Source organism: Agrobacterium salinitolerans (assembly GCF_002008225.1).
Taxonomy (GTDB): Bacteria; Pseudomonadota; Alphaproteobacteria; order Rhizobiales; family Rhizobiaceae; genus Agrobacterium; species Agrobacterium salinitolerans.
In genome coordinates this window covers 26,974-44,092 of record NZ_MRDH01000005.1, presented here as the reverse complement: position 1 = coordinate 44,092, position 17,119 = coordinate 26,974, and the positions used below count along the sequence as shown (strand labels likewise).

Sequence of the window (17,119 nt, the reverse complement as noted above, 5' to 3'; positions counted from 1 at the left end):
CCGCTCCGCTCTCTTTTGAGCGGGCGGCGGCCGACGATCATTGCTTTGAGATGTCCCTGTAATCAACGTGAGTATGGTACCAATAGGTATACCCTACAACGTTCTTGCGCATTGCGACGTCTGAGAACACTTGGGCGACAGGTACGCGCGGGACATCGTCCATCACGATGCCGATCATGTCGGAGATCGCCTTGTCGTACTGCCTCTTGTCGAGATCATTAGACTGAGCGCTGTCGACAAGCTTGTCGAGTTCAGCGTTCTTGTAGTTGGACGTGTTGAAAACACTATTGTTCCTACCGTGGTAGTTCCAGAAGAAGAAGTATTCCGGATAGTCCAGCCAGCCGTAGAACGAGTTGATATCCATAGGCATTGTTTTGCTCGCCATCTTGGCGAAGCGCTCGGAGGCCGGAACCTTGTTAATGGTGACTTCGATGCCGATCTTCTTCAGTTGCTCCTGGATGAGCAGTGCCATGGGCTCCTGCACCGTGGCTGACGTCAAGTCGATGAAGAGCTCCGTGGAAAAGCCGTCGGCATAGCCCGCCTCCGCAAGAAGTGCTTTAGCCTTGTCGAGGTCGGTGTTGTACGGCGATACCGCCGGCCATTTTGGCGGATAGGACGTCACATCTTTCGCGCCATACATTGGGACGGCTCGGTCGTAGAAGGCCTGCTTCATGATCGCATCGTATGGAAGGGCGTAGGCGATCGCCTTTCTGACGCGGACGTCGTTGAACGGCTTCATGTCGACCTGCATGGAGAGCCAGTACATCTCGTTCTGGATCAAATCGCCAACAACGTTGACGTTTCCAGCAGCTGCAAGCTCGGCATTTTCCTTGGGAGGCAGACCCACTGCGATGTCGGCATCGCCCTTTTCGAGCAGCGCCCGTCGCGTGCCCGCCGAAGCCACGATCCGATAGACAACCTTCTTGAGGGCCGGGAGTTTGCCGGATTTCCAGTCATCAAAGCGGTCGAAGACGACCTGATTGCCCGCAGCCCATTTGGCGACCTTGTACGGCCCGCCGCCGGCGTCGTTGTTTCGGGTCCAGTTAAGCGCCCAGGGGTCGTCCGGCGTTGCATGCGAAAGCGCGAGCTTCGAGTTGACGACAGAGGCGACGATCATAGTCAGGTCCGGCAGCGCCAGTTTGTTGGCTTTGGGCAGGGAAATCTTAAATGTGTGTTCGTCTACGACCGAAAAGACGCTCGGATCGGTATAACCACCCGCGGCGAACTGAACCGCCGGAAACGCGCCCGTCGCGATCGCACGCTCGAAGGACCACTTCACGTCGTTCGCCGTTACCGGGCTTCCGTCATGAAACGTGGCGTCCTTGCGCAGATTGAAGATCATGGTTTTGCCATCATCTTTCACTTCCCAGCTTTCGGCCAGCGACGGCTCGATCTTGTCCTTGTCGTAAACCTTCCGGCCGTCGGACGAAGTCTTGACGCCGTAGGTGACCAGACGGTCGAAAATCTGCCAGGTGACGAGCTGACTACCATCATTCGCACCGGGAGCCATGACGTCCAGTGAGTTCGGGCCGTACTCGGCGACTTCGACCAGAATATCTTTCGGCGTTTCGGCGGCAGCCGGAAGGGCGATAGCCGTTGATGAGAGCATCAGAAGCATTCCGGCCAGCGAGTGCCGCCACGCTGGCTTGCGGCGTTTGTCGTGAGTGGTCATAGTCTTGTTCCCGTTTTTCTTTGAAGACGATTTCTGAAATCGCTCTCAGAACGTACGCAGACTCAAATTTCTTTGCAACAGATTTTTATAATTTGCCGCACTTGCCGCTTCCAGAAGTGCTGCATGACGAAGATCCAGGAAGCCTTTTCGCAAGGAATTATTACGTATAATCAGGTATTTGGCGATATTCAATTTAAGCGAAAGCTTTTCTCCATCGAGCCATAAATTGAATTCCTGATGACGAGGCGGACTTAGACCGGGCGTAACAGCAAGCTTGCTTTCCAGCTGCAATAGTGCAATTCTGCAAGCGCTTTCAGAAAGCGATGTCAGAGCGCTCGGCGACCGCCTCGCGCGACAGGATTTGTGACCAGCTTATAGCCCGCCTATCAGGTGGGCTTTGAGCGAGTGGAGAGGGGAATATGCGATCGATTTACTCTGAGATCGGAGACACCGTCCGGTTTTCCAAAACCGTTAGCGAGGCCGACGTCTACATGTACGCGGGAATAACAGGGGATTTCTCGCATAATCACATCAATGAAGCCTTCATGAGTAAATCGAAGTATGGGCGCAGAATAGCCCACGGGGCTCTGCTGGTAGGCTTCATGTCGACTGCGTCTACCCTTATGATGGACCGCAGCCTGGAGAAAGGCATTGATTTCACGCCCGTATCCCTTGGGTATGATCGGGTACGCTTTCTGGCTCCCGTGTTCTTCGGTGATACCGTTGACGTCATCTACACCGTGAGTGAGGTCGACGAGGCTCGCGGTCGAACGCGAGCGGAAGTAAAGGTTCTCAATCAAGATGGCGTCCTCGTCGCCGTTGGCGAACATTTGGGTAAATGGGTCCCGAATTCGGAAACGAAGCTTGATACCGACGTCGTGGCGGAAGCGAAGGTGACCCCGTAGCTTGAATTCGATCCTGTTGCCTAGGGTCTGCCTGCTACTCCTAGGACTTAAACCGGTCGGTTCGAAAGTATGGCAATAGCATCGGACCGAAGCATTGACAGTTTCCACCTGAGGCCGTCAAAGCAAGCCTGAAAGAGCAAAAGTCTGCCACACGGCGCATCCTGTCAGGCTGATGATCGTGGGTAGGTTGAAACTGAAGTCGAAATCATTGATAGATCAGCAAGGCTAAGCACCCGTTGACGAACATGACCATGAGCCACTTTCCCAAACCAACCGCGACGAAGAAAGCCAAGCTCTCCGACGTCGCAAGCTTGGCGAACGTGTCGGCATCGACCGTATCACGCGTCCTCAATCAACCGGACATAGTGCGTCCGGAGATAAGGGAACGCGTGCAGAAGGCCATCGACATGCTGGACTACACGCCGGATCGGATGGCGAAAGCCCTCAGCTCGGGACGTAGTCACACGATCGGTACGGTGGTGCCCACGATCGGCGGTAGCGCAATCTTTTCTGATGGCGTGGAAGCGCTGCAAGATGAGCTCGAAACACTGGGTTACTCTTTGATCGTGTCCAGTTCGAGATACGATATCGAGAGGGAGTTTCAGCAGATCAAGACACTGCTTGACTACGGAGCGGCGGGACTCGTCCTCGTCGGCGACACGTTTTCGCTAGATGCTTTGAGACTCATAAAGAAGCAGGGCATCCCAACGGTTACGACCTACACGAATAGATCCCGCCACGGCATACCGGCGATCGGGATCGACAACAGGGCGGCTGGTCGAGAACTGACCCGCTTGCTGCTCAAGCTGGGGCACAAAAAGTTCGGTATCATTGCCAACACCGTGCTTCAGAACGATCGATCACAGGCCCGTTTGGACGGCGTTCGCGAGGCACTTGCCGAAGCAGGCGTTCCCCTGCCCCTCAATAATGTCGTTGAGGTGAAACTGCCCACGATTGAAAACGGCAGGCGCGGCCTCGCGGGTCTGCTCGAACTCGCGACCGTGCCGACGGCAATTATATGCACCACGGATGCACTGGCGCTTGGGGCGATGTCGGAGGCTCGTAGAAAAGGCCTTCACATCCCTGATGATCTCTCCGTTGTAGGATTTGACGACATTGACGTCGCAGCAGAATCGGACCCAGCGCTCACGACGGTCAAAAACCCGGCGGCCGAGATCGGCCGCATCGCCGCCGATTACCTCAATCGCGCGATGAACGGTCAGCCTATTCCCCTGGAAACCGAACTACCTGCGGGTTTGAGCATAAGGTCTTCGACGGCAAGCGCGCCTGCTGACTAGCGCGTCTCTACGAGAAACGTCATCGGGACGTCGGAGTCCCTAATTGACAGGTAGGTCAGGCGGCCCTGTTACTGGCCGAAGTTGGGCCATTCCGTCCGTCTTTGATGACTAGCAATTGGGACTGCTCGTAGGTCCGCCACGTTATAGCGAACTGAGAGGCATTTTTCCGCCACGAACTCGCTCAACAGCGACTGTAGGCAGCGTTGTTTTCAAAGCGCATTGTAGAAGCCGAGCGCTTCTTCAAGCTGAGTTTCCTCATAGCCGAAGTGCGAGCGGATGACGGCATCGAGCGTATCGAACGTCTTGCGCAGGGGCGCGAAGGTCTCCGGGCCGGGATTAGCGTGGATCGCCTGGGCTTTCTCCCAAAGGTCTTCGAGCAGTTCGTGGACGATCTTGTGCTCAGCAGCGAGTTGATCGAGAACGGCACGCAGGCCATAGGTGCCGTTCGCGCGCAAAATGGGGAAGATGTCGTTGTCCTCTGATGTGTGGTGCCAAGTCAGGGCACGACATTCATGGCCGCAAAGTGTGCCGAACGCCTTATAGTTCTGGGTCATCTGTAACTGGTGCACGGCCGCGCCTAGTGCCGTAGGCGCAGCGTTTCCCGTCTCGATCTGGTTGATCAGCGAACGCACCCTATCCAACTCGCGCATGTGAATGCGGTGCATCGCGGCCAGATGCCGGCCGCGCTGGCGATGCTCTTCTGTAGCGCCTGGTATGGGCGGCGCCTTCGGTCGTTTGGTTTCATCGATCAGAGTGACGGTCATCCCGATAGGCCCGCCACCGTTCTTGCTGCCACGCTCTTATCGTCCAACCTCAGTTGCTGCCCTTTCACCGAAGAAGCAGCCACATGGGCTGCCACACGGCCAACATCGTCCGAGGTGATCCAATCGGGCTTCCCTTGCGGACGGCTGCGCGAGACGACAATGCCGAGAACGAGCGTGTTGACCCGGAATCTGTCGTCGGCATCGGCCTGAAGGTCGGTCGCAAGCATGAGCTGTCCCCCGCCGAGGATACCCATCAAGGACATGCCCGGGAGAGGCAGAATTGCGGACATGCCAGCGATAAAGGAAAAGCTGCCACCTCGGCGCAAATGCGGTCCTAGGGCACGGGAAGCGGCATAATGAGCCTTGATATTGGGAAGGACGTATTTATCGAACTCGGCCTCGTTGACGTCCCATACCGCCTTGCTCTGCGACCATCCCGTGTTGACGCTGGATACAACATGGTCGATCGCGCCATGCGTTTCGGCGAGTTCGTTTGCCAGCGCGCGATAGCCATCGAAGGTCGTTGTGCCACCCGCCACGGCGACAAGCTGCTCAAGGTTCTCATCCTTGAGATAGCTCCGCAGCACGTCGAGTTTCTCACTGTTGCGACTGAGGGCGATGACCCGTGCCCCAGCTCGAAGGAAGGAGCGCACGATGCCTTCTCCGACATTGCCGGTGGCTCCGTTTACCACCACGAGCTGGCCGGCAAGCGAAGGTACTTGCTCATAAGTGATTGCCATTTTATACCTCCGTATATTAAAGAAACTGGTAGATACCTATCTGCTGGTTGTATCTTTGCTAGACGGCACTTCTACGCAACCGGAGTATCCTCGATGAAACCACATCTCGATCACACGAATCCCGGCTGTGCACCGGTGCGCCACCTTTTGCAGACCATTGGCAGCAAATGGGCCGTCTTGCTGGTCACGCTGCTCTCGGAGCGTCCGAAGCGGTTCTCCGAGCTAATGCGGGAGGTCAGCGGTATCACGCAGAAATCATTGACCTCGATACTGCGGGAACTGGAGAAGAATGGAATTGTCGAGCGTATGGTGACGCCCACAATCCCTCCCCGCGTCGACTATGCGCTGACGCCGCTCGGTACGACGCTGCTTGGGCCGCTCGATGCGGTGCAGAACTGGGCCATAGAGAACTCGGCGGCCGTGGAAGAATCACGCTCACGTTATGAATCTCGCAACAACAGTTAGAGATTTGACCATAGGGCGCGATAAAGCTTAACCGCAGGCGGTGTTCCCGTCGCACCTGGCGATAGTTCATTGTGCCGCTTCGAAAGCTTCTGCCGCGAAGCCTGCGGTAGAAGCGCAGCAAAAGTAGAGGTCACACCGGCCAGATCGACCAAAATAGGGTGCCGAGACAAACGATTATCGCCAGTATTGCGCCCATAATTCGCGCAAGACCTTGATTCACATTGCCGCTTCCAACGACAAGATAATACCAAAAGTCAGAATTGGATTTCTTTTCCTGCATTCTTAGGTTTTCCCTTAACTCGACCAAAAGATATTGTCGTAGTCTGATAGTTGTAGCGGTGAGCGCACTATTCAGCCGCCAGCTTTCCACGCGGCATCACTAGCACACCGCGCGGGAAGAAGAATCAGGCCCGTTTCTTGAGATACGCAGCGGCATTGGTAGCAGCATTTCGCCCTGAGTAAAACGAATAGCTCACCGCCAGTCCGCCATTGGTGTAGTCGTAAGAATCGCCAACTAGCATTCCGGACGATTCGTTGCCTGTCGCATACAGTCCGCCGATCGCCCCATTTTCTTCGCTGATGACCTCGTTCCTGGTGTTCACCTCGACGCCTCCCATCGAGCAGAAGCCGCAGGTGCTCAGCACAAATCCGTAGAACGGGCCACCTTCAACCTTCAGCAGATACTCGGCGGGCTTGCCGAACTGCTCATCCGTTTGGGTTTCGGCGTAGTGATTGTAGTCGGCGATCGTCTTTTGCAATGTATCCGCCGGAACACCGAGCTTTTCAGCCAGCTCAGGCAGGCTGTTAGCCTTCTGGATATAGGTCTTGTGTCCGTTCACGGCCCCGTCGATTAGGTGCTGCAGTTGATCCAGCTTGTCGCCGTTGCGGACCGCCAGACCCATGCCGACGAAATTCCCGACTTCGATCAGGCGATTGACATTGTCCTGACTGAGAATGCTTAACACCTTATTCTGGCTCAGATTTGCATTTCCGGCCATGACCATGTTGAAGACGACGTCTTCGTTGACAAATCGCAGGCCTTTCTCGTTGACCCAGAGCAACGGCTGCATCGCGGCAGCGTTGGTCAGATGGTTCATCATGGCGAAGGTGGGCTGCTCGGAGTCTTTCAGAAAAGCGCCATAGACCATGAGCGTTCCAACCCGATGCTTTCTGGCGCCGACGGACCACATTGACCGGGAGCCGTCACCTGTAGCGTGGCCGTGATTTAGAGGGACGAAGCGGTCTATGTCGTAGTTCGTGTATTCACGGAGCATTTCTTCGTTGTTAATGTATCCCCCGGTTCCCACAACGACTGCGCGGGTGGCGATGAATTCGGTTTCGCCGGTGCTTTCGTTTCGAAGCGTAACGCCCTCGATGTCGCGGCTTCGTCGGCGTGAAGTTCCACAAGCGCGGTGGAAGTCAAAATCTCTGCGCCCAGCTTCTTCGCATTAGGGATCAGAGCGTCGTTGATGACGGCCCAGCCGCCACCTTTGTAAGGCTGCATCACCGGTTTTCCGTGACCCATGGCTGTGATCGGATCGAAGCTGACGCCAAGGTTTCTCAGCCATTCCACGGTGTCGTTGCTCGCATTGATGAGGTTTCGCAGGATAGGGAGATTTGCCTTATATTTTGAAAACTCCGCCTCCTCCTTGAAGACCTCTTCCGGGGTGATATCGATACCCTGAGCTTTTGCTTCGGCGGTTTGAAGGCCCAGCAGCCCTTCAGTAAAAACACCACAACCGCCCACCGCGTCGGCCTTCTCGACCAGAAGCACCGACAGTCCTTCCTGTCCGGCCTGGACGGCGGCGGCACAGCCAGACGCTCCGCTGCCCGCAATGACGATATCGTAAGAGCTATACTTGCAGATTGACATAAGGAAAGACCTTCTGATGGGGTTGAAATTCAGCCATGAGGCCTGCTTTGAGATACATGTACTCGTGGAAGAGGATCGACTACGCCTGTTGCACCGTGCGCACGTCCGTCGGATAATTCACCATCGCTACGACCCAATCACATTCCATGAGAAGCTGTTGGATGACCTATCGTTCTATGTCGACGCTGGCGAAATTATCCAGCACATCAAGAAAGGGATATGATTTATATAATTCGTAAACTCCTGTATCTGCTAGAAACTAAGTAATTACTTATCGACATTCGCGTATTGTTCAAGAAGGCACGTTTTCGATATTCAAGTATACTTTAGGAAACTGGGCCGATCCAATGAGGATCAGGAGTCCGTCGAATTCCCTACCTAGCGGCCACGAGACCGGTTAGGACTAAAAAGAACACTTCAGCCAAATTAGGGGACGATGCTGGACTGCTACGGGAAAAGGAGGACAAACTGGCGACTCCGCTCGAGAGTGCCGAGAGTACCGTCTGAAACTGCATGATTCCGGGGAGCTTGCCTGATGTTTCCACCGTCGCCGGAGCCTCGGAACGAGAAACTTTTGCCTCCGCCATCCTCCCACGGACCTGCGCAACCTCTCACTCTCGTATAAGAATATCGCGGAGAAAAAAGACGATACGGCGGTAGAAGGGTCTTGAACCTGGTGGCAGAGGTGGTCGAAGCGAGAAAAGGAGCATTCCCGGGCTCCTGACGGTTACAACGGGAGACCGCCGTGCGTCTTAACGTTCTCCATCGAAACGCAGGTTCTGAAACTTTTGACGTTGCCGCCCTCGAAGAACGTCGTGCGCGTGACCTCGTTATACTCAGCCATATCACGCACGTTGAGAATGAGAATGAAGTCCATCTCGCCAGTGACGTAGTAGCACTGCTGAACCTGAGGGCACTTTAAAAATCGCTCTTTCATACCGTCCAAGAGATCGAGCCGCTCGTTTTCAGTGGTGATGTGAACGATGATGGTCAGGGGCCTATCGACCAGCCTCTCGTCCAAGACCGCAATATCCCGCTGGATGACGCCGCTTTCCCGAAGATGTTGCAGGCGACGGGCGACGGCAGGTGCGGATAACCCTACCTTTTCGGCGATCGTGCGTTGCGATGTCATATTATCCGCCTGCACCATCCTCAGAATCTTGCGATCAAAGTCATCGATCGATGGCTTGCTCTTATCCATTTTGGCGTAGTCCTTGCAATTTTGTTGCAAATTAATACCGAACTTTGCGAACAAAAAAACTACGAAATGAAATAATTTATCGCTCACAGTTAAGCGGAGCGAACATGATCCACTTCCATAATCCCCAGCCTAACCAGCTTACGTCGGAGGACAAAACGCTTCTCGGTGCCGGTGCGCCAGAGAAGGTGCGTCCTTACCTATCGCTTTGGAGAGACGAGAGGTCTACTCCCTTGATCCCGCTGCCTGAGATTGCTGAACTCGCCGGCGTGGCTGGCGTCTACATAAAAGACGAAGGGCAGCGGCTCGGCCTAGGCAGCTTCAAGGCGCTCGGCGGCGCTTACGCCGTCATGACCATCTTCAAGAAACTTCTCGAGCAGAAACTTGATCAGACTGTTTCTGTCACGCAACTTCTGTCTCCGACCGCCCGCAAATTCGCGCCTGGCGTTACTTTCTGCTGCGCGACAGATGGGAACCATGGAAAGTCGGTCGCCGCGGGAGCGAAAATCCTCGGCTGCCGATCGGTAATCTTCATTCATGAGGGCGTCACCCAGGCACGCGCAGATGCCATTGGTGCTGATGAAGTCGTTCGTGTCGACGGCAATTACGATTTCTCCGTCGAGGAGGCCGAACGCGTCAGCCGCGAGAAAGGCTGGCAGCTTGTTTCGGATACTTCGTGGCCGGGCTATGAAGAGATCCCCTCTATCGTAAGCCAAGGTTACACGATCCTGGCGCGTGAGGCGCTCACTCAGATGGAGCAGCTTTCCGTCCAGCCGCCCACGCACGTGTTCCTGCAGGCTGGCGTTGGCGGCTTCGCCAGCAGCATCGCTGTAAACGTCGGTGAGAACATCGGCCATGATAATCTGACGACTGTCATCGTGGAGCCTGATCGCGCGGCTTGCCTTCTCGTCTCTGCACAAAACGGCCAACTGTCGGCGTTTGAACCAGGTGAAGCCACGATCATGGCAATGCTTGAGTGCTACACGCCTTCTCTCGTGGCCTGGCGTATTCTGGACGCCGTTGCAAGTGCCTTCATGACTGTCTCCGAAGACGACGCCCGAGATGCAATGCGCCGGTTGGCGGACCGCGACAATCCTGTCGTCGCCGGCGAAAGCGGCGCGGCCGGTTTAGCTGGACTGCTGCGAGTAGCAGGCGACTCTCAGGCCCGCACCAAGCTCGGTATGGACCGTAACAGCCGCATCCTCCTCATCAACACCGAAGGCGCAACCGACCCCGCTTCCTACGAAAGCATTGTCGGAAGCGCGCCGGAACAGGTTTCGAACCGCGCAGTCAAACGCGTCAGTTGAACCGCAACCCAAGTTTACAACCACAAAAAGGGAACCGACCTTGTCTATACTCCAAATTCCAAAACGTGGCTTTTCCGCAGGCGAATTCGAAGGCCGTGTCGAACGTGCACGCAAGATCATGCACAAGCACAAGTTCGACGCATTGGTCGTCTCCGCGCCCCCAAATGTCCGCTATTTCACGGGCTTCGACTCGCAGTTTTGGGAAAGCCCGACACGCCCCTGGTTCATCGTGGTTGGTCTGGAAGGTGATCCGGTCGCGGTCATCCCGGAAATCGGCGCGCCCGAAATGGCGCTTACATGGATGAAGGACATCCGAACATGGCCGGCTCCCGTGCCCGAAGACGACGGCATCTCTCTCCTCAAGTCCACGATCGAGAGCTTCCCGAAAAAGTACGGTCGTGTTGGGGCCGAGATGGGCAGAGAGATGTCTCTGCGCATGCCCGTTTCTGACCTTCTGAAGCTGCGCGACAGTCTCTCGTCAGAGATCGCAGATGGTTCGCCGTGCATTTGGGAAATCCGTATGGTGAAGACGGCCGCCGAAATCGAGCACATCAACTACATCTGCCAGATTGCCAGCGATGCCTACGAAGCCTTGCCGGGACAGATTTCTGCTGGCGAGACCGAGCGCGAAATCGCTCGTAAGCTGCGCATCGACATCGCTCGCCGCGGCGCGGACGCTACACCCTTCATGCCGGCGATTTCGGGACCGGGCGGAGTAGCCCAGATTGTTTGCGGGCCCCACGATCGCGCGATTCAGGAAGGCGACGTCCTGTTCATCGACACGGGCTCGACCTTCGACGGCTATTTCTGCGACTTCGACCGCAACTATGCCGTCGGAAAGATCTCCGATGACGCCCGTCGCGTCCACGACGCACTATGGCTTGCCACGGAAGCTGGCATCGCCGCTGCGGTTCCCGGTGCCACCACCGACGAAGTCTTCCGTGCGATGTCCAAAATCATTGAAGAGGCTGGCGCGATCGGAAACAACGTAGGTCGCCTTGGACACGGCCTTGGGCTTCAGCTGACGGAGCCTCCGTCGCATCGCCTCGGGGACGGGACGGTCATCATGGAAAACATGGTGCTGACCATCGAGCCGGGCATGGAATACGCCCCGGGGAAAATGATCGTGCACGAAGAAAACATCGCCATCACTAGCGATGGACCGCGTCTTCTGACGAAACGCGCGCCAAGAGAAATGCCCGTCATCAACTGATGGCAGTGGGAGGAAACGGAGGGAAACAACTCCAACTCGCTAACGCATTATCGTCCAACAAAAGGGGAATCTCGATGAACAGAACACTCGCTTCTAACGGCCTCACTCTTATGGCCGCATTCGCAACTCTCGTCATGGGCAGCTTCTCTGCTCATGGCGCTGATCTCAAGACGATTGAACCTGGAAAGATCACCATTGGATCAGACCAGGTATACCCCCCTTACGACTACCTCGAAGACGGTGTCACCAAAGGCTTCGACGCCGAGGTCATGTCTCTGCTTGCGCCAAAGCTTGGGCTCGAGCCCAAATTCCAGGACATCCGCTTTGCAAGCCTGATCCCGGGGCTTCAGGCAAACCGCTTCGACGTGATTGCGTCGGCACTCTATGTGACCCCTGCCCGTGCCAAAGTCGTCGAGTACGTACCCTACGCTAAGACCGGTGGCTCGCTCCTCGTTCGAGCAGACGACACCTTCGCGCCAAAGAAGCCCGAGGACCTCTGCGGCAAGAAGGTGGCTAATCTCAAGGGCGCTGCCTGGGTCCCGGAACTCTTGAAAGTATCCAAGACGTCCTGCGGCTCCAACCCGATGGACGTGAAGGAGTACGCAACTTCTGCGGAGGCAGACCAAGCTCTTCTGGCGCGTGGAGCGGACGTGGTGTTCGATGATGCCGGCGTCGCGAAAGCGGCGGTCGTGGCCTCCAAGGATCGGCTCAAGATCACGTCTACGGAAATACTGTTCCCTGTTGTGATCGGTATGGCGGTCAAGAAGGGTAACGATGAGCTGTTCGAGCGCATCAAGAAGGAGTTCGAAGCGATCAAGGGTACGGAGGAATATAAGGCCGTCCTCGCCAAGTACAATCTGGCACTTCCCACCGACGCCGAGTTCGCCGCTGCTCTTGCCGAGAGCAACTAAAGCCAATCACGCCCCGGCCTTCACAAGCCGGGGCCTTCTTGAATGGATGTGAAATATGGCTTTCGATTGGTCTTACACACTAGGGCTCCTTTGGAGTCGCGATTTCTGGAATGCGTCGCTGACAGTCGTCGAACTGAGCGTCGCTACCTGGGTCATCGCCGTCGTCCTCGGCTTCTTCGTCGCTCTCGCCGACCGGTCACCGTACCTTGTCGTCAGACGGGCGGCTGCGCTTTATGTCTGGTTTTTCCGGAGCCTCCCACTTCTGGTCCTCCTTATTTTTGTCTACAATCTCCCACAGGCGTTTCCATCAACTTCGGGCCTCCTGTCGGTGCCCTTTATTTCTGGTCTGTTGGCGCTCGTTTTGAGCGAGACCGCCTATATTGCGGAAATCCACCGCGGTGCCTTGGTTGCTGTCGGAAAGGGCCAGTACGAGGCGGGCCGGGTTCTCGGTCTCTCCACTACAGGTATCCAGCGCAAGATCGTCATCCCGCAGTCGTTGCGCATCGCCCTTCCTTCGCTGGCCAACGAGTTCATTTCAATCGTCAAACTGACTTCGCTGGTGTCTGTGATCTCGCTTGCCGAAATCTTGCTGGTTGGCCAGCGGTATTACACCCAGAACTTTCTTGTCATCGAAACCATGGTGGCTGTCACTTTCTATTACGTCCTCATCGTGTCGGTGTTCGACTTCGGTTTGAAGGCCCTCGAACGCCGCTTGGACTTCTCCCGCCGGACGGCACAGTTGACGAGCGAGGGAGGGGATTCCAACAGCGGGTCTTCATTCAAGCCCGAAGTTTCGGGATCGGCCTCGAACAACGCTCCCGCAGTTCGCCTTGAGCGTGGTGAAAAGGCTTACGGCCACCATTCCGTGTTTGCAGAGCTCGATTTAACCGTGAAGCAAGGCGAAGTGGTCTCCATCATCGGCCCGTCGGGATCCGGAAAGACCACGCTTATCCGCTCGCTAAACGGTTTGGAGACTTTGGATAAGGGCGTTGTCTACGTTGACGGCGTCCCGTTCCTGGCGGGGTCGCAAGAAAGCCTCAACGTGCGGCAAAACCGTGCAGATGCACTCCGCATCGGAATGGTTTTCCAAAATTTCAACCTCTTCCCGCACAAAACGGCGCTCGAAAACGTCATGATGGGTCCGGCCTATCACAAGCGCGGCTCGTCTGAAGAGGTCAGGAAGGAAGCGCGGCATCAGTTGCAGCAGGTCGGGATGCTTGTGCATGAGAACAAGTACCCTCATCAGCTGTCGGGTGGTCAGCAGCAGCGTGTCGCGATCGCACGGGCATTGGCCATGCATCCTTCAATTATGTTGTTTGACGAGCCCACCTCAGCGCTTGACCCTGAGACGGTCGGCGAGGTGCTGCGCATCATGGCAGCACTCGCCAAATCCGGACGGACGATGGTGATCGTCACCCATGAAATGAAGTTCGCCATCGAAGTATCGGACCGCATCATCTTCATGGAAGGCGGCAAGGTCGTTTTCGACGGCTCGCCCGAGCTGCTGATTGAGAAGCGCAAACAGGATGCCAGACTGTCCGACTTCGTTCGAATTTAGCGCCGGCTGATACTGAAAGGACAAAGAAATGCCCGCAGATGTGATCAACGGTCCGCGCCTCATCCGTCATCTTGGGGAGCTTGGATCTATCGGCCGAACGGAAGACGGTTCGCTAGTCCGACTTGCGGGTTCGGACGAAGACAGGCTCGGACGGGATAAATTCGTCGAATGGGTCAAAGAAGCCGGCCTTGATGTCGCCGTAGACAAGGTTGGCAACGTGTTTGGGATCTGGAATCCGGATGGCGTAGACCCAGACCACCCCGTCCTGATGCTCGGTTCTCACATAGACACTGTCATCAATGCGGGCATCTACGACGGCTGCTACGGAGTTGTGGCGGGTTTGGAGGTCATTCAGACGCTGAAGGAAATGGGCGCGAAGCCGGCCCTACCGATCGTTATTGCGGCTTTTTGCAATGAAGAAGGCGTTCTTTATTCGCCCGACATGATGGGGTCCCTGGTTTACGCCGGCGGTATCTCCGCTGAGGCTGCACTGTCTACTGTCGGGGCGGACGGGTCGGTTCTGGGAGAGCGTTTAGCCGAGATTGGGTATGCCGGACCGGAGGAGCCAGGCTTTCTGAAACCCCGTGCATATGTCGAACTCCATATCGAGCAAGGCCCCGTACTCGAGCGCGAAGGCATCGCGATCGGCGCTGTAGAGAACCTGCAAGGCATTTCCTGGCAGAGGATCGTTATTAGCGGTGATGCCAATCACGCCGGGACAACACCTATCTCGATGCGGAGAGACGCGGGGCTGGCTGCCGCCCGGGTGATCACGTTCTTGCGCGATCGGGCACAGGCATCGAATAGCCCGACGGTTGCGACAGTTGGAACGATCAGCTTCGAGCCTAACGCTATCAACGTCATCCCCTCCCGCGCCACCTTCACGGTGGACCTTAGAGACCCGAACGCGGAAAGGCTCAGGCAAGAAGAGGCGGCACTTGAGGAATTTCTACAGCAGTTAGAAAAGGACGAGGACGTTACGGTCGAGGTTGAACGTCTTGCAAGGTTCGAACCGGTCCAGTTCGACCGAAACATCGTCGAGCTAATCGAGCAGAAGGCCAGTTTGCGGGGATATAGACACAAGCGGATGACTTCGGGAGCGGGCCACGATGCCCAGATGATCGCGCGCATCGCGCCTACCGCCATGATATTCGTACCCAGCATCGGTGGTGTCAGTCATAATCCGAAGGAATTCACTCCCGAGGAGGACTTAATCACCGGGGCAAACGTGCTGTTGGACGTTGTGCGGTCGCTCTCGGACGCTGAGCAACCAGATGACAAGACGGAGTGGAACAATTCCAAGTTGGAGAGACGGAACAAACCACAACATGGGACGCGAAATCAATGACTTTTGTATCTGCTATACTCCCGCAGATCTGAGCGGCTTCGTTCAACAGTTCAACCAAATCCGGTATTTTAAAGATTTCCGCTCGATCACCAGCTTTGCTCTATGTAAGCCGATCCAGAGCGAACGGCCCTTTCTTTTACCCAGGTTTTTGAAGCCGCCAGAAGCACAGGTACATAGCGAGGAGGATGTCGATCCTCGGGAAAGGATTGTCCCGATTTTATTGTCGGCAGGATGGACACCATTCGAAACGTGCGTTTAGCGCGCGCGAAGGGAAAATCCAAACGATATGATGGTGAAACCCGCCACCAAGAGATCGGCCGCCAGAATGATGTCCGGGCCCCCTCCAAGTCCAAAGGAGCGATCCACGACGACCCATGCGACAAAAAAGAGGGTTGTCAAGCCGCCTGCCAGCAGGGATGGAGCACCCCGGTGGGGACGGATCGTTTCTCCAACCCAGAGCCGCAATAACGAAAGACCAAGAAACAGACAGCAGAAAAGCAGAAAAGCTGTAGACGACCGAAGGGTCTGATCAACACAGACGATACACCCCATCGCTGCCTGAAGGGCGCCGATGGCAATCCAGTCCGGATAAAATGCGGGGCGCGCAAGCCGCATGATGATGATTGCAAACAGCAATCCGCCCAGCATTGGCCCGAGGCCCGGCAGATAACCCTCAAAGTTCCGGTCGAGCAACCTGTTGGCGAGGGACAACACGGAGAAATCGACCAGAATGACGCCAAGCGCGACGACTCTCAGCCAGTCGGACGGTTTCCTGAAGCGGTCGTGGCCGACCTCCCGGCCACTGCGGATGAGGCGGCGAAGCCGCGGGAGAAGCGACGGGGCACGCTGGTGGGGGAAAACGTGCCCCGTCCGATGTCCTGCAATGGGCGTTGCGGACATCATTGTCCCTGACGGCAGGGGACGATACGTCAGGGCCCTGTTTGTCGAAGACGGAGCAGGCACAGAACCTCCGTAACCCGTGGGAACGGCCAGACTGCCGCGAAGGGCAAGGGACTGGCGCGAAATATTTTCCCGATCCTTCATCATTTTCGGAATCGCCTCCTCGATTGGGCAACCGGTGCGTTTTCGGGATCATACCGGCCAACCAGGCCTGCTATCCGGGGCAACAGTAGCCATATCTTTATATATACATACAGCACGTTTGTAAATTCGAACCTAGTCATTTTCCGTCACCAGCGCATGTCGGACGTAATTTGCCTGCTGTAATTCTGTCAGGATTGGTTCAGTTGAGGCCTTGGTGTTTTTGCTGAACTCCGGCGAGCAAAGTCGCGACCAGAAGGCTCCCGTCTTCGGAAAGTGTAAAGACGCTCTTGCTCAGCGCCCATTCCGTAATTAGACCGCCCATGGCCGCATAAAGCATGGAGGCAGCCTTTTCCGGCGTCCACGGTTTCACCATTCCGGGGTTTCGTTCGACTGCCCTGAATATGCGCACGAATAATTCATGCATTTCCTCGGGAAACGTGTTTTGTGCGGCCTCATCCTTTTCCGCCAGAACGATATCGAGCCGCATCATCACCCGCAGCAGACCGCGTTGACGCGGATCCTTCTCCAGCAGCCTGAAGGTGTCGGCTATGATGTCGCCAAGTTTTTCGATGGAAGCGGAGCTGCGGCCTTCGGAAAGTTCGTCGGCAAATCGCCGAAACGGTTCCTGCGCCTCGTTTCGGAGAGCGAGCAGAAGCCCGTGCTTGTTCTTGAAATGCCAATGGATAGCACCCCGAGTCACACCGGAAAGAGCAGCGATTTCTTCTAGGCTGACATTGTCATAGCCCTTGTCCAGAAACAGGGTCTCTGCCGCCTGCAAAATCTGGCGACCGGTTTCCGCCGCCTGCTCCTTGGTTCTCCTCAC

At 56.1% G+C, this 17,119-nt stretch carries 18 protein-coding genes; 8 read left to right on the top strand and 10 right to left on the bottom strand.

Annotated elements, in window-relative coordinates:
* Positions 1-37 precede the first annotated feature (37 nt).
* Positions 38-1,672, bottom strand: a complete 1,635-nt coding sequence (locus tag BS627_RS02975) for an ABC transporter substrate-binding protein (protein ID WP_077981814.1) — start codon at positions 1,670-1,672, stop codon at positions 38-40.
* A gap of 45 nt (positions 1,673-1,717) precedes the next feature.
* Positions 1,718-1,963, bottom strand: a complete 246-nt coding sequence (locus tag BS627_RS24330; protein ID WP_131829395.1) for a hypothetical protein — start codon at positions 1,961-1,963, stop codon at positions 1,718-1,720.
* A gap of 128 nt (positions 1,964-2,091) precedes the next feature.
* Between BS627_RS24330 and BS627_RS02970 the strand changes: the two genes are divergently transcribed.
* Positions 2,092-2,577 (top strand): MaoC family dehydratase, encoded by a 486-nt coding sequence (locus BS627_RS02970; RefSeq protein ID WP_022557449.1) that lies wholly within the window; start codon positions 2,092-2,094, stop codon positions 2,575-2,577.
* Positions 2,578-2,828: 251 nt separating this feature from the next.
* Complete coding sequence (locus tag BS627_RS02965) at positions 2,829-3,875, top strand: LacI family DNA-binding transcriptional regulator (RefSeq protein WP_245306965.1); 1,047 nt, start codon at positions 2,829-2,831, stop codon at positions 3,873-3,875.
* 209 nt (positions 3,876-4,084) lie between these two features.
* Here the strand turns inward: BS627_RS02965 and BS627_RS02960 are convergent, their stop codons facing one another.
* Both BS627_RS02960 and BS627_RS02955 read right to left on the bottom strand, forming a co-directional pair.
* The gene (locus tag BS627_RS02960) at positions 4,085-4,639 is read right to left on the bottom strand and encodes a hemerythrin domain-containing protein (protein WP_077981813.1); all 555 of its coding nucleotides are present in this window, start codon (positions 4,637-4,639) and stop codon (positions 4,085-4,087) included.
* Positions 4,636-5,379 carry an SDR family NAD(P)-dependent oxidoreductase gene (locus BS627_RS02955; protein WP_077981812.1) on the bottom strand — a complete coding sequence of 248 codons (744 nt, stop codon included), beginning with the start codon at positions 5,377-5,379 and terminating at the stop codon, positions 4,636-4,638. The genes BS627_RS02960 and BS627_RS02955 overlap by 4 nt, the downstream gene beginning before the upstream one ends.
* 93 nt (positions 5,380-5,472) lie before the next feature.
* Here BS627_RS02955 and BS627_RS02950 point away from each other — a divergent pair, with 93 nt between their 5' ends.
* Positions 5,473-5,844: a winged helix-turn-helix transcriptional regulator gene (locus BS627_RS02950; protein WP_022557453.1), complete on the top strand. Its 372-nt coding sequence runs from the start codon at positions 5,473-5,475 to the stop codon at positions 5,842-5,844.
* 130 nt (positions 5,845-5,974) lie between these two features.
* On the opposite strand, the gene BS627_RS24445 is transcribed toward BS627_RS02950, so the two are convergent.
* From BS627_RS24445 to BS627_RS02930, 4 genes are all read right to left on the bottom strand, one after another.
* Positions 5,975-6,124 (bottom strand): hypothetical protein, encoded by a 150-nt coding sequence (locus BS627_RS24445; protein WP_022557454.1) that lies wholly within the window; start codon positions 6,122-6,124, stop codon positions 5,975-5,977.
* Between the two features lie 124 nt (positions 6,125-6,248).
* On the bottom strand, positions 6,249-7,172 hold the full coding sequence (locus tag BS627_RS24915; RefSeq protein WP_276327066.1) for an FAD-binding protein: 924 nt from the start codon (positions 7,170-7,172) through the stop codon (positions 6,249-6,251).
* On the bottom strand, positions 7,088-7,717 hold the full coding sequence (locus tag BS627_RS24910; RefSeq protein WP_131829394.1) for an FAD-dependent oxidoreductase: 630 nt from the start codon (positions 7,715-7,717) through the stop codon (positions 7,088-7,090). Before BS627_RS24910 ends, BS627_RS24915 begins: the two co-directional genes overlap by 85 nt.
* A gap of 727 nt (positions 7,718-8,444) precedes the next feature.
* Complete coding sequence (locus BS627_RS02930; protein ID WP_022557458.1) at positions 8,445-8,918, bottom strand: Lrp/AsnC family transcriptional regulator; 474 nt, start codon at positions 8,916-8,918, stop codon at positions 8,445-8,447.
* A 104-nt stretch (positions 8,919-9,022) separates the two neighbouring features.
* Between BS627_RS02930 and BS627_RS02925 the strand changes: the two genes are divergently transcribed.
* The 5 genes from BS627_RS02925 (at position 9,023) to BS627_RS02905 (ending at position 15,252) form a co-directional block, all read left to right on the top strand.
* A complete protein-coding gene (locus BS627_RS02925; RefSeq protein WP_077981809.1) occupies positions 9,023-10,222 on the top strand; it encodes a diaminopropionate ammonia-lyase in 1,200 nt (399 codons plus the stop codon).
* A gap of 40 nt (positions 10,223-10,262) precedes the next feature.
* On the top strand, positions 10,263-11,435 hold the full coding sequence (locus tag BS627_RS02920; RefSeq protein ID WP_077981808.1) for a M24 family metallopeptidase: 1,173 nt from the start codon (positions 10,263-10,265) through the stop codon (positions 11,433-11,435).
* Positions 11,436-11,509: 74 nt separating this feature from the next.
* Positions 11,510-12,346: a transporter substrate-binding domain-containing protein gene (locus BS627_RS02915; RefSeq protein WP_245306964.1), complete on the top strand. Its 837-nt coding sequence runs from the start codon at positions 11,510-11,512 to the stop codon at positions 12,344-12,346.
* A 55-nt stretch (positions 12,347-12,401) separates the two neighbouring features.
* Positions 12,402-13,904, top strand: coding sequence for an amino acid ABC transporter permease/ATP-binding protein (locus BS627_RS02910; RefSeq protein WP_077981807.1), 1,503 nt, complete (start codon positions 12,402-12,404; stop codon positions 13,902-13,904).
* A gap of 28 nt (positions 13,905-13,932) precedes the next feature.
* Positions 13,933-15,252: a Zn-dependent hydrolase gene (locus BS627_RS02905; protein WP_077981806.1), complete on the top strand. Its 1,320-nt coding sequence runs from the start codon at positions 13,933-13,935 to the stop codon at positions 15,250-15,252.
* 255 nt (positions 15,253-15,507) lie between these two features.
* Here BS627_RS02905 and BS627_RS02900 read toward each other — a convergent pair whose 3' ends face one another.
* On the bottom strand, positions 15,508-16,155 hold the full coding sequence (locus BS627_RS02900; protein WP_077981805.1) for a hypothetical protein: 648 nt from the start codon (positions 16,153-16,155) through the stop codon (positions 15,508-15,510).
* A gap of 340 nt (positions 16,156-16,495) precedes the next feature.
* Positions 16,496-17,119: a TetR/AcrR family transcriptional regulator gene (locus BS627_RS02895; protein ID WP_048903039.1), complete on the bottom strand. Its 624-nt coding sequence runs from the start codon at positions 17,117-17,119 to the stop codon at positions 16,496-16,498.

What these genes read in the sequence shown, in the direction of transcription:
- BS627_RS24910 (WP_131829394.1), bottom strand. Translation starts at nt 7,717, where the DNA reads ATGTCAATCTGCAAGTATAGCTCTTACGATATCGTCATTGCGGGCAGC.
- BS627_RS02950 (WP_022557453.1), top strand. Translation starts at nt 5,473, where the DNA reads ATGAAACCACATCTCGATCACACGAATCCCGGCTGTGCACCGGTGCGC.
- BS627_RS02965 (WP_245306965.1), top strand. Translation starts at nt 2,829, where the DNA reads ATGAGCCACTTTCCCAAACCAACCGCGACGAAGAAAGCCAAGCTCTCC.
- BS627_RS02970 (WP_022557449.1), top strand. Translation starts at nt 2,092, where the DNA reads ATGCGATCGATTTACTCTGAGATCGGAGACACCGTCCGGTTTTCCAAA.
- BS627_RS02905 (WP_077981806.1), top strand. Translation starts at nt 13,933, where the DNA reads ATGCCCGCAGATGTGATCAACGGTCCGCGCCTCATCCGTCATCTTGGG.
- BS627_RS02975 (WP_077981814.1), bottom strand. Translation starts at nt 1,672, where the DNA reads ATGACCACTCACGACAAACGCCGCAAGCCAGCGTGGCGGCACTCGCTG.
- BS627_RS02960 (WP_077981813.1), bottom strand. Translation starts at nt 4,639, where the DNA reads ATGACCGTCACTCTGATCGATGAAACCAAACGACCGAAGGCGCCGCCC.
- BS627_RS02910 (WP_077981807.1), top strand. Translation starts at nt 12,402, where the DNA reads ATGGCTTTCGATTGGTCTTACACACTAGGGCTCCTTTGGAGTCGCGAT.
- BS627_RS02915 (WP_245306964.1), top strand. Translation starts at nt 11,510, where the DNA reads ATGAACAGAACACTCGCTTCTAACGGCCTCACTCTTATGGCCGCATTC.
- BS627_RS24445 (WP_022557454.1), bottom strand. Translation starts at nt 6,124, where the DNA reads ATGCAGGAAAAGAAATCCAATTCTGACTTTTGGTATTATCTTGTCGTT.
- BS627_RS02955 (WP_077981812.1), bottom strand. Translation starts at nt 5,379, where the DNA reads ATGGCAATCACTTATGAGCAAGTACCTTCGCTTGCCGGCCAGCTCGTG.
- BS627_RS02930 (WP_022557458.1), bottom strand. Translation starts at nt 8,918, where the DNA reads ATGGATAAGAGCAAGCCATCGATCGATGACTTTGATCGCAAGATTCTG.
- BS627_RS02925 (WP_077981809.1), top strand. Translation starts at nt 9,023, where the DNA reads ATGATCCACTTCCATAATCCCCAGCCTAACCAGCTTACGTCGGAGGAC.
- BS627_RS02900 (WP_077981805.1), bottom strand. Translation starts at nt 16,155, where the DNA reads ATGATGTCCGCAACGCCCATTGCAGGACATCGGACGGGGCACGTTTTC.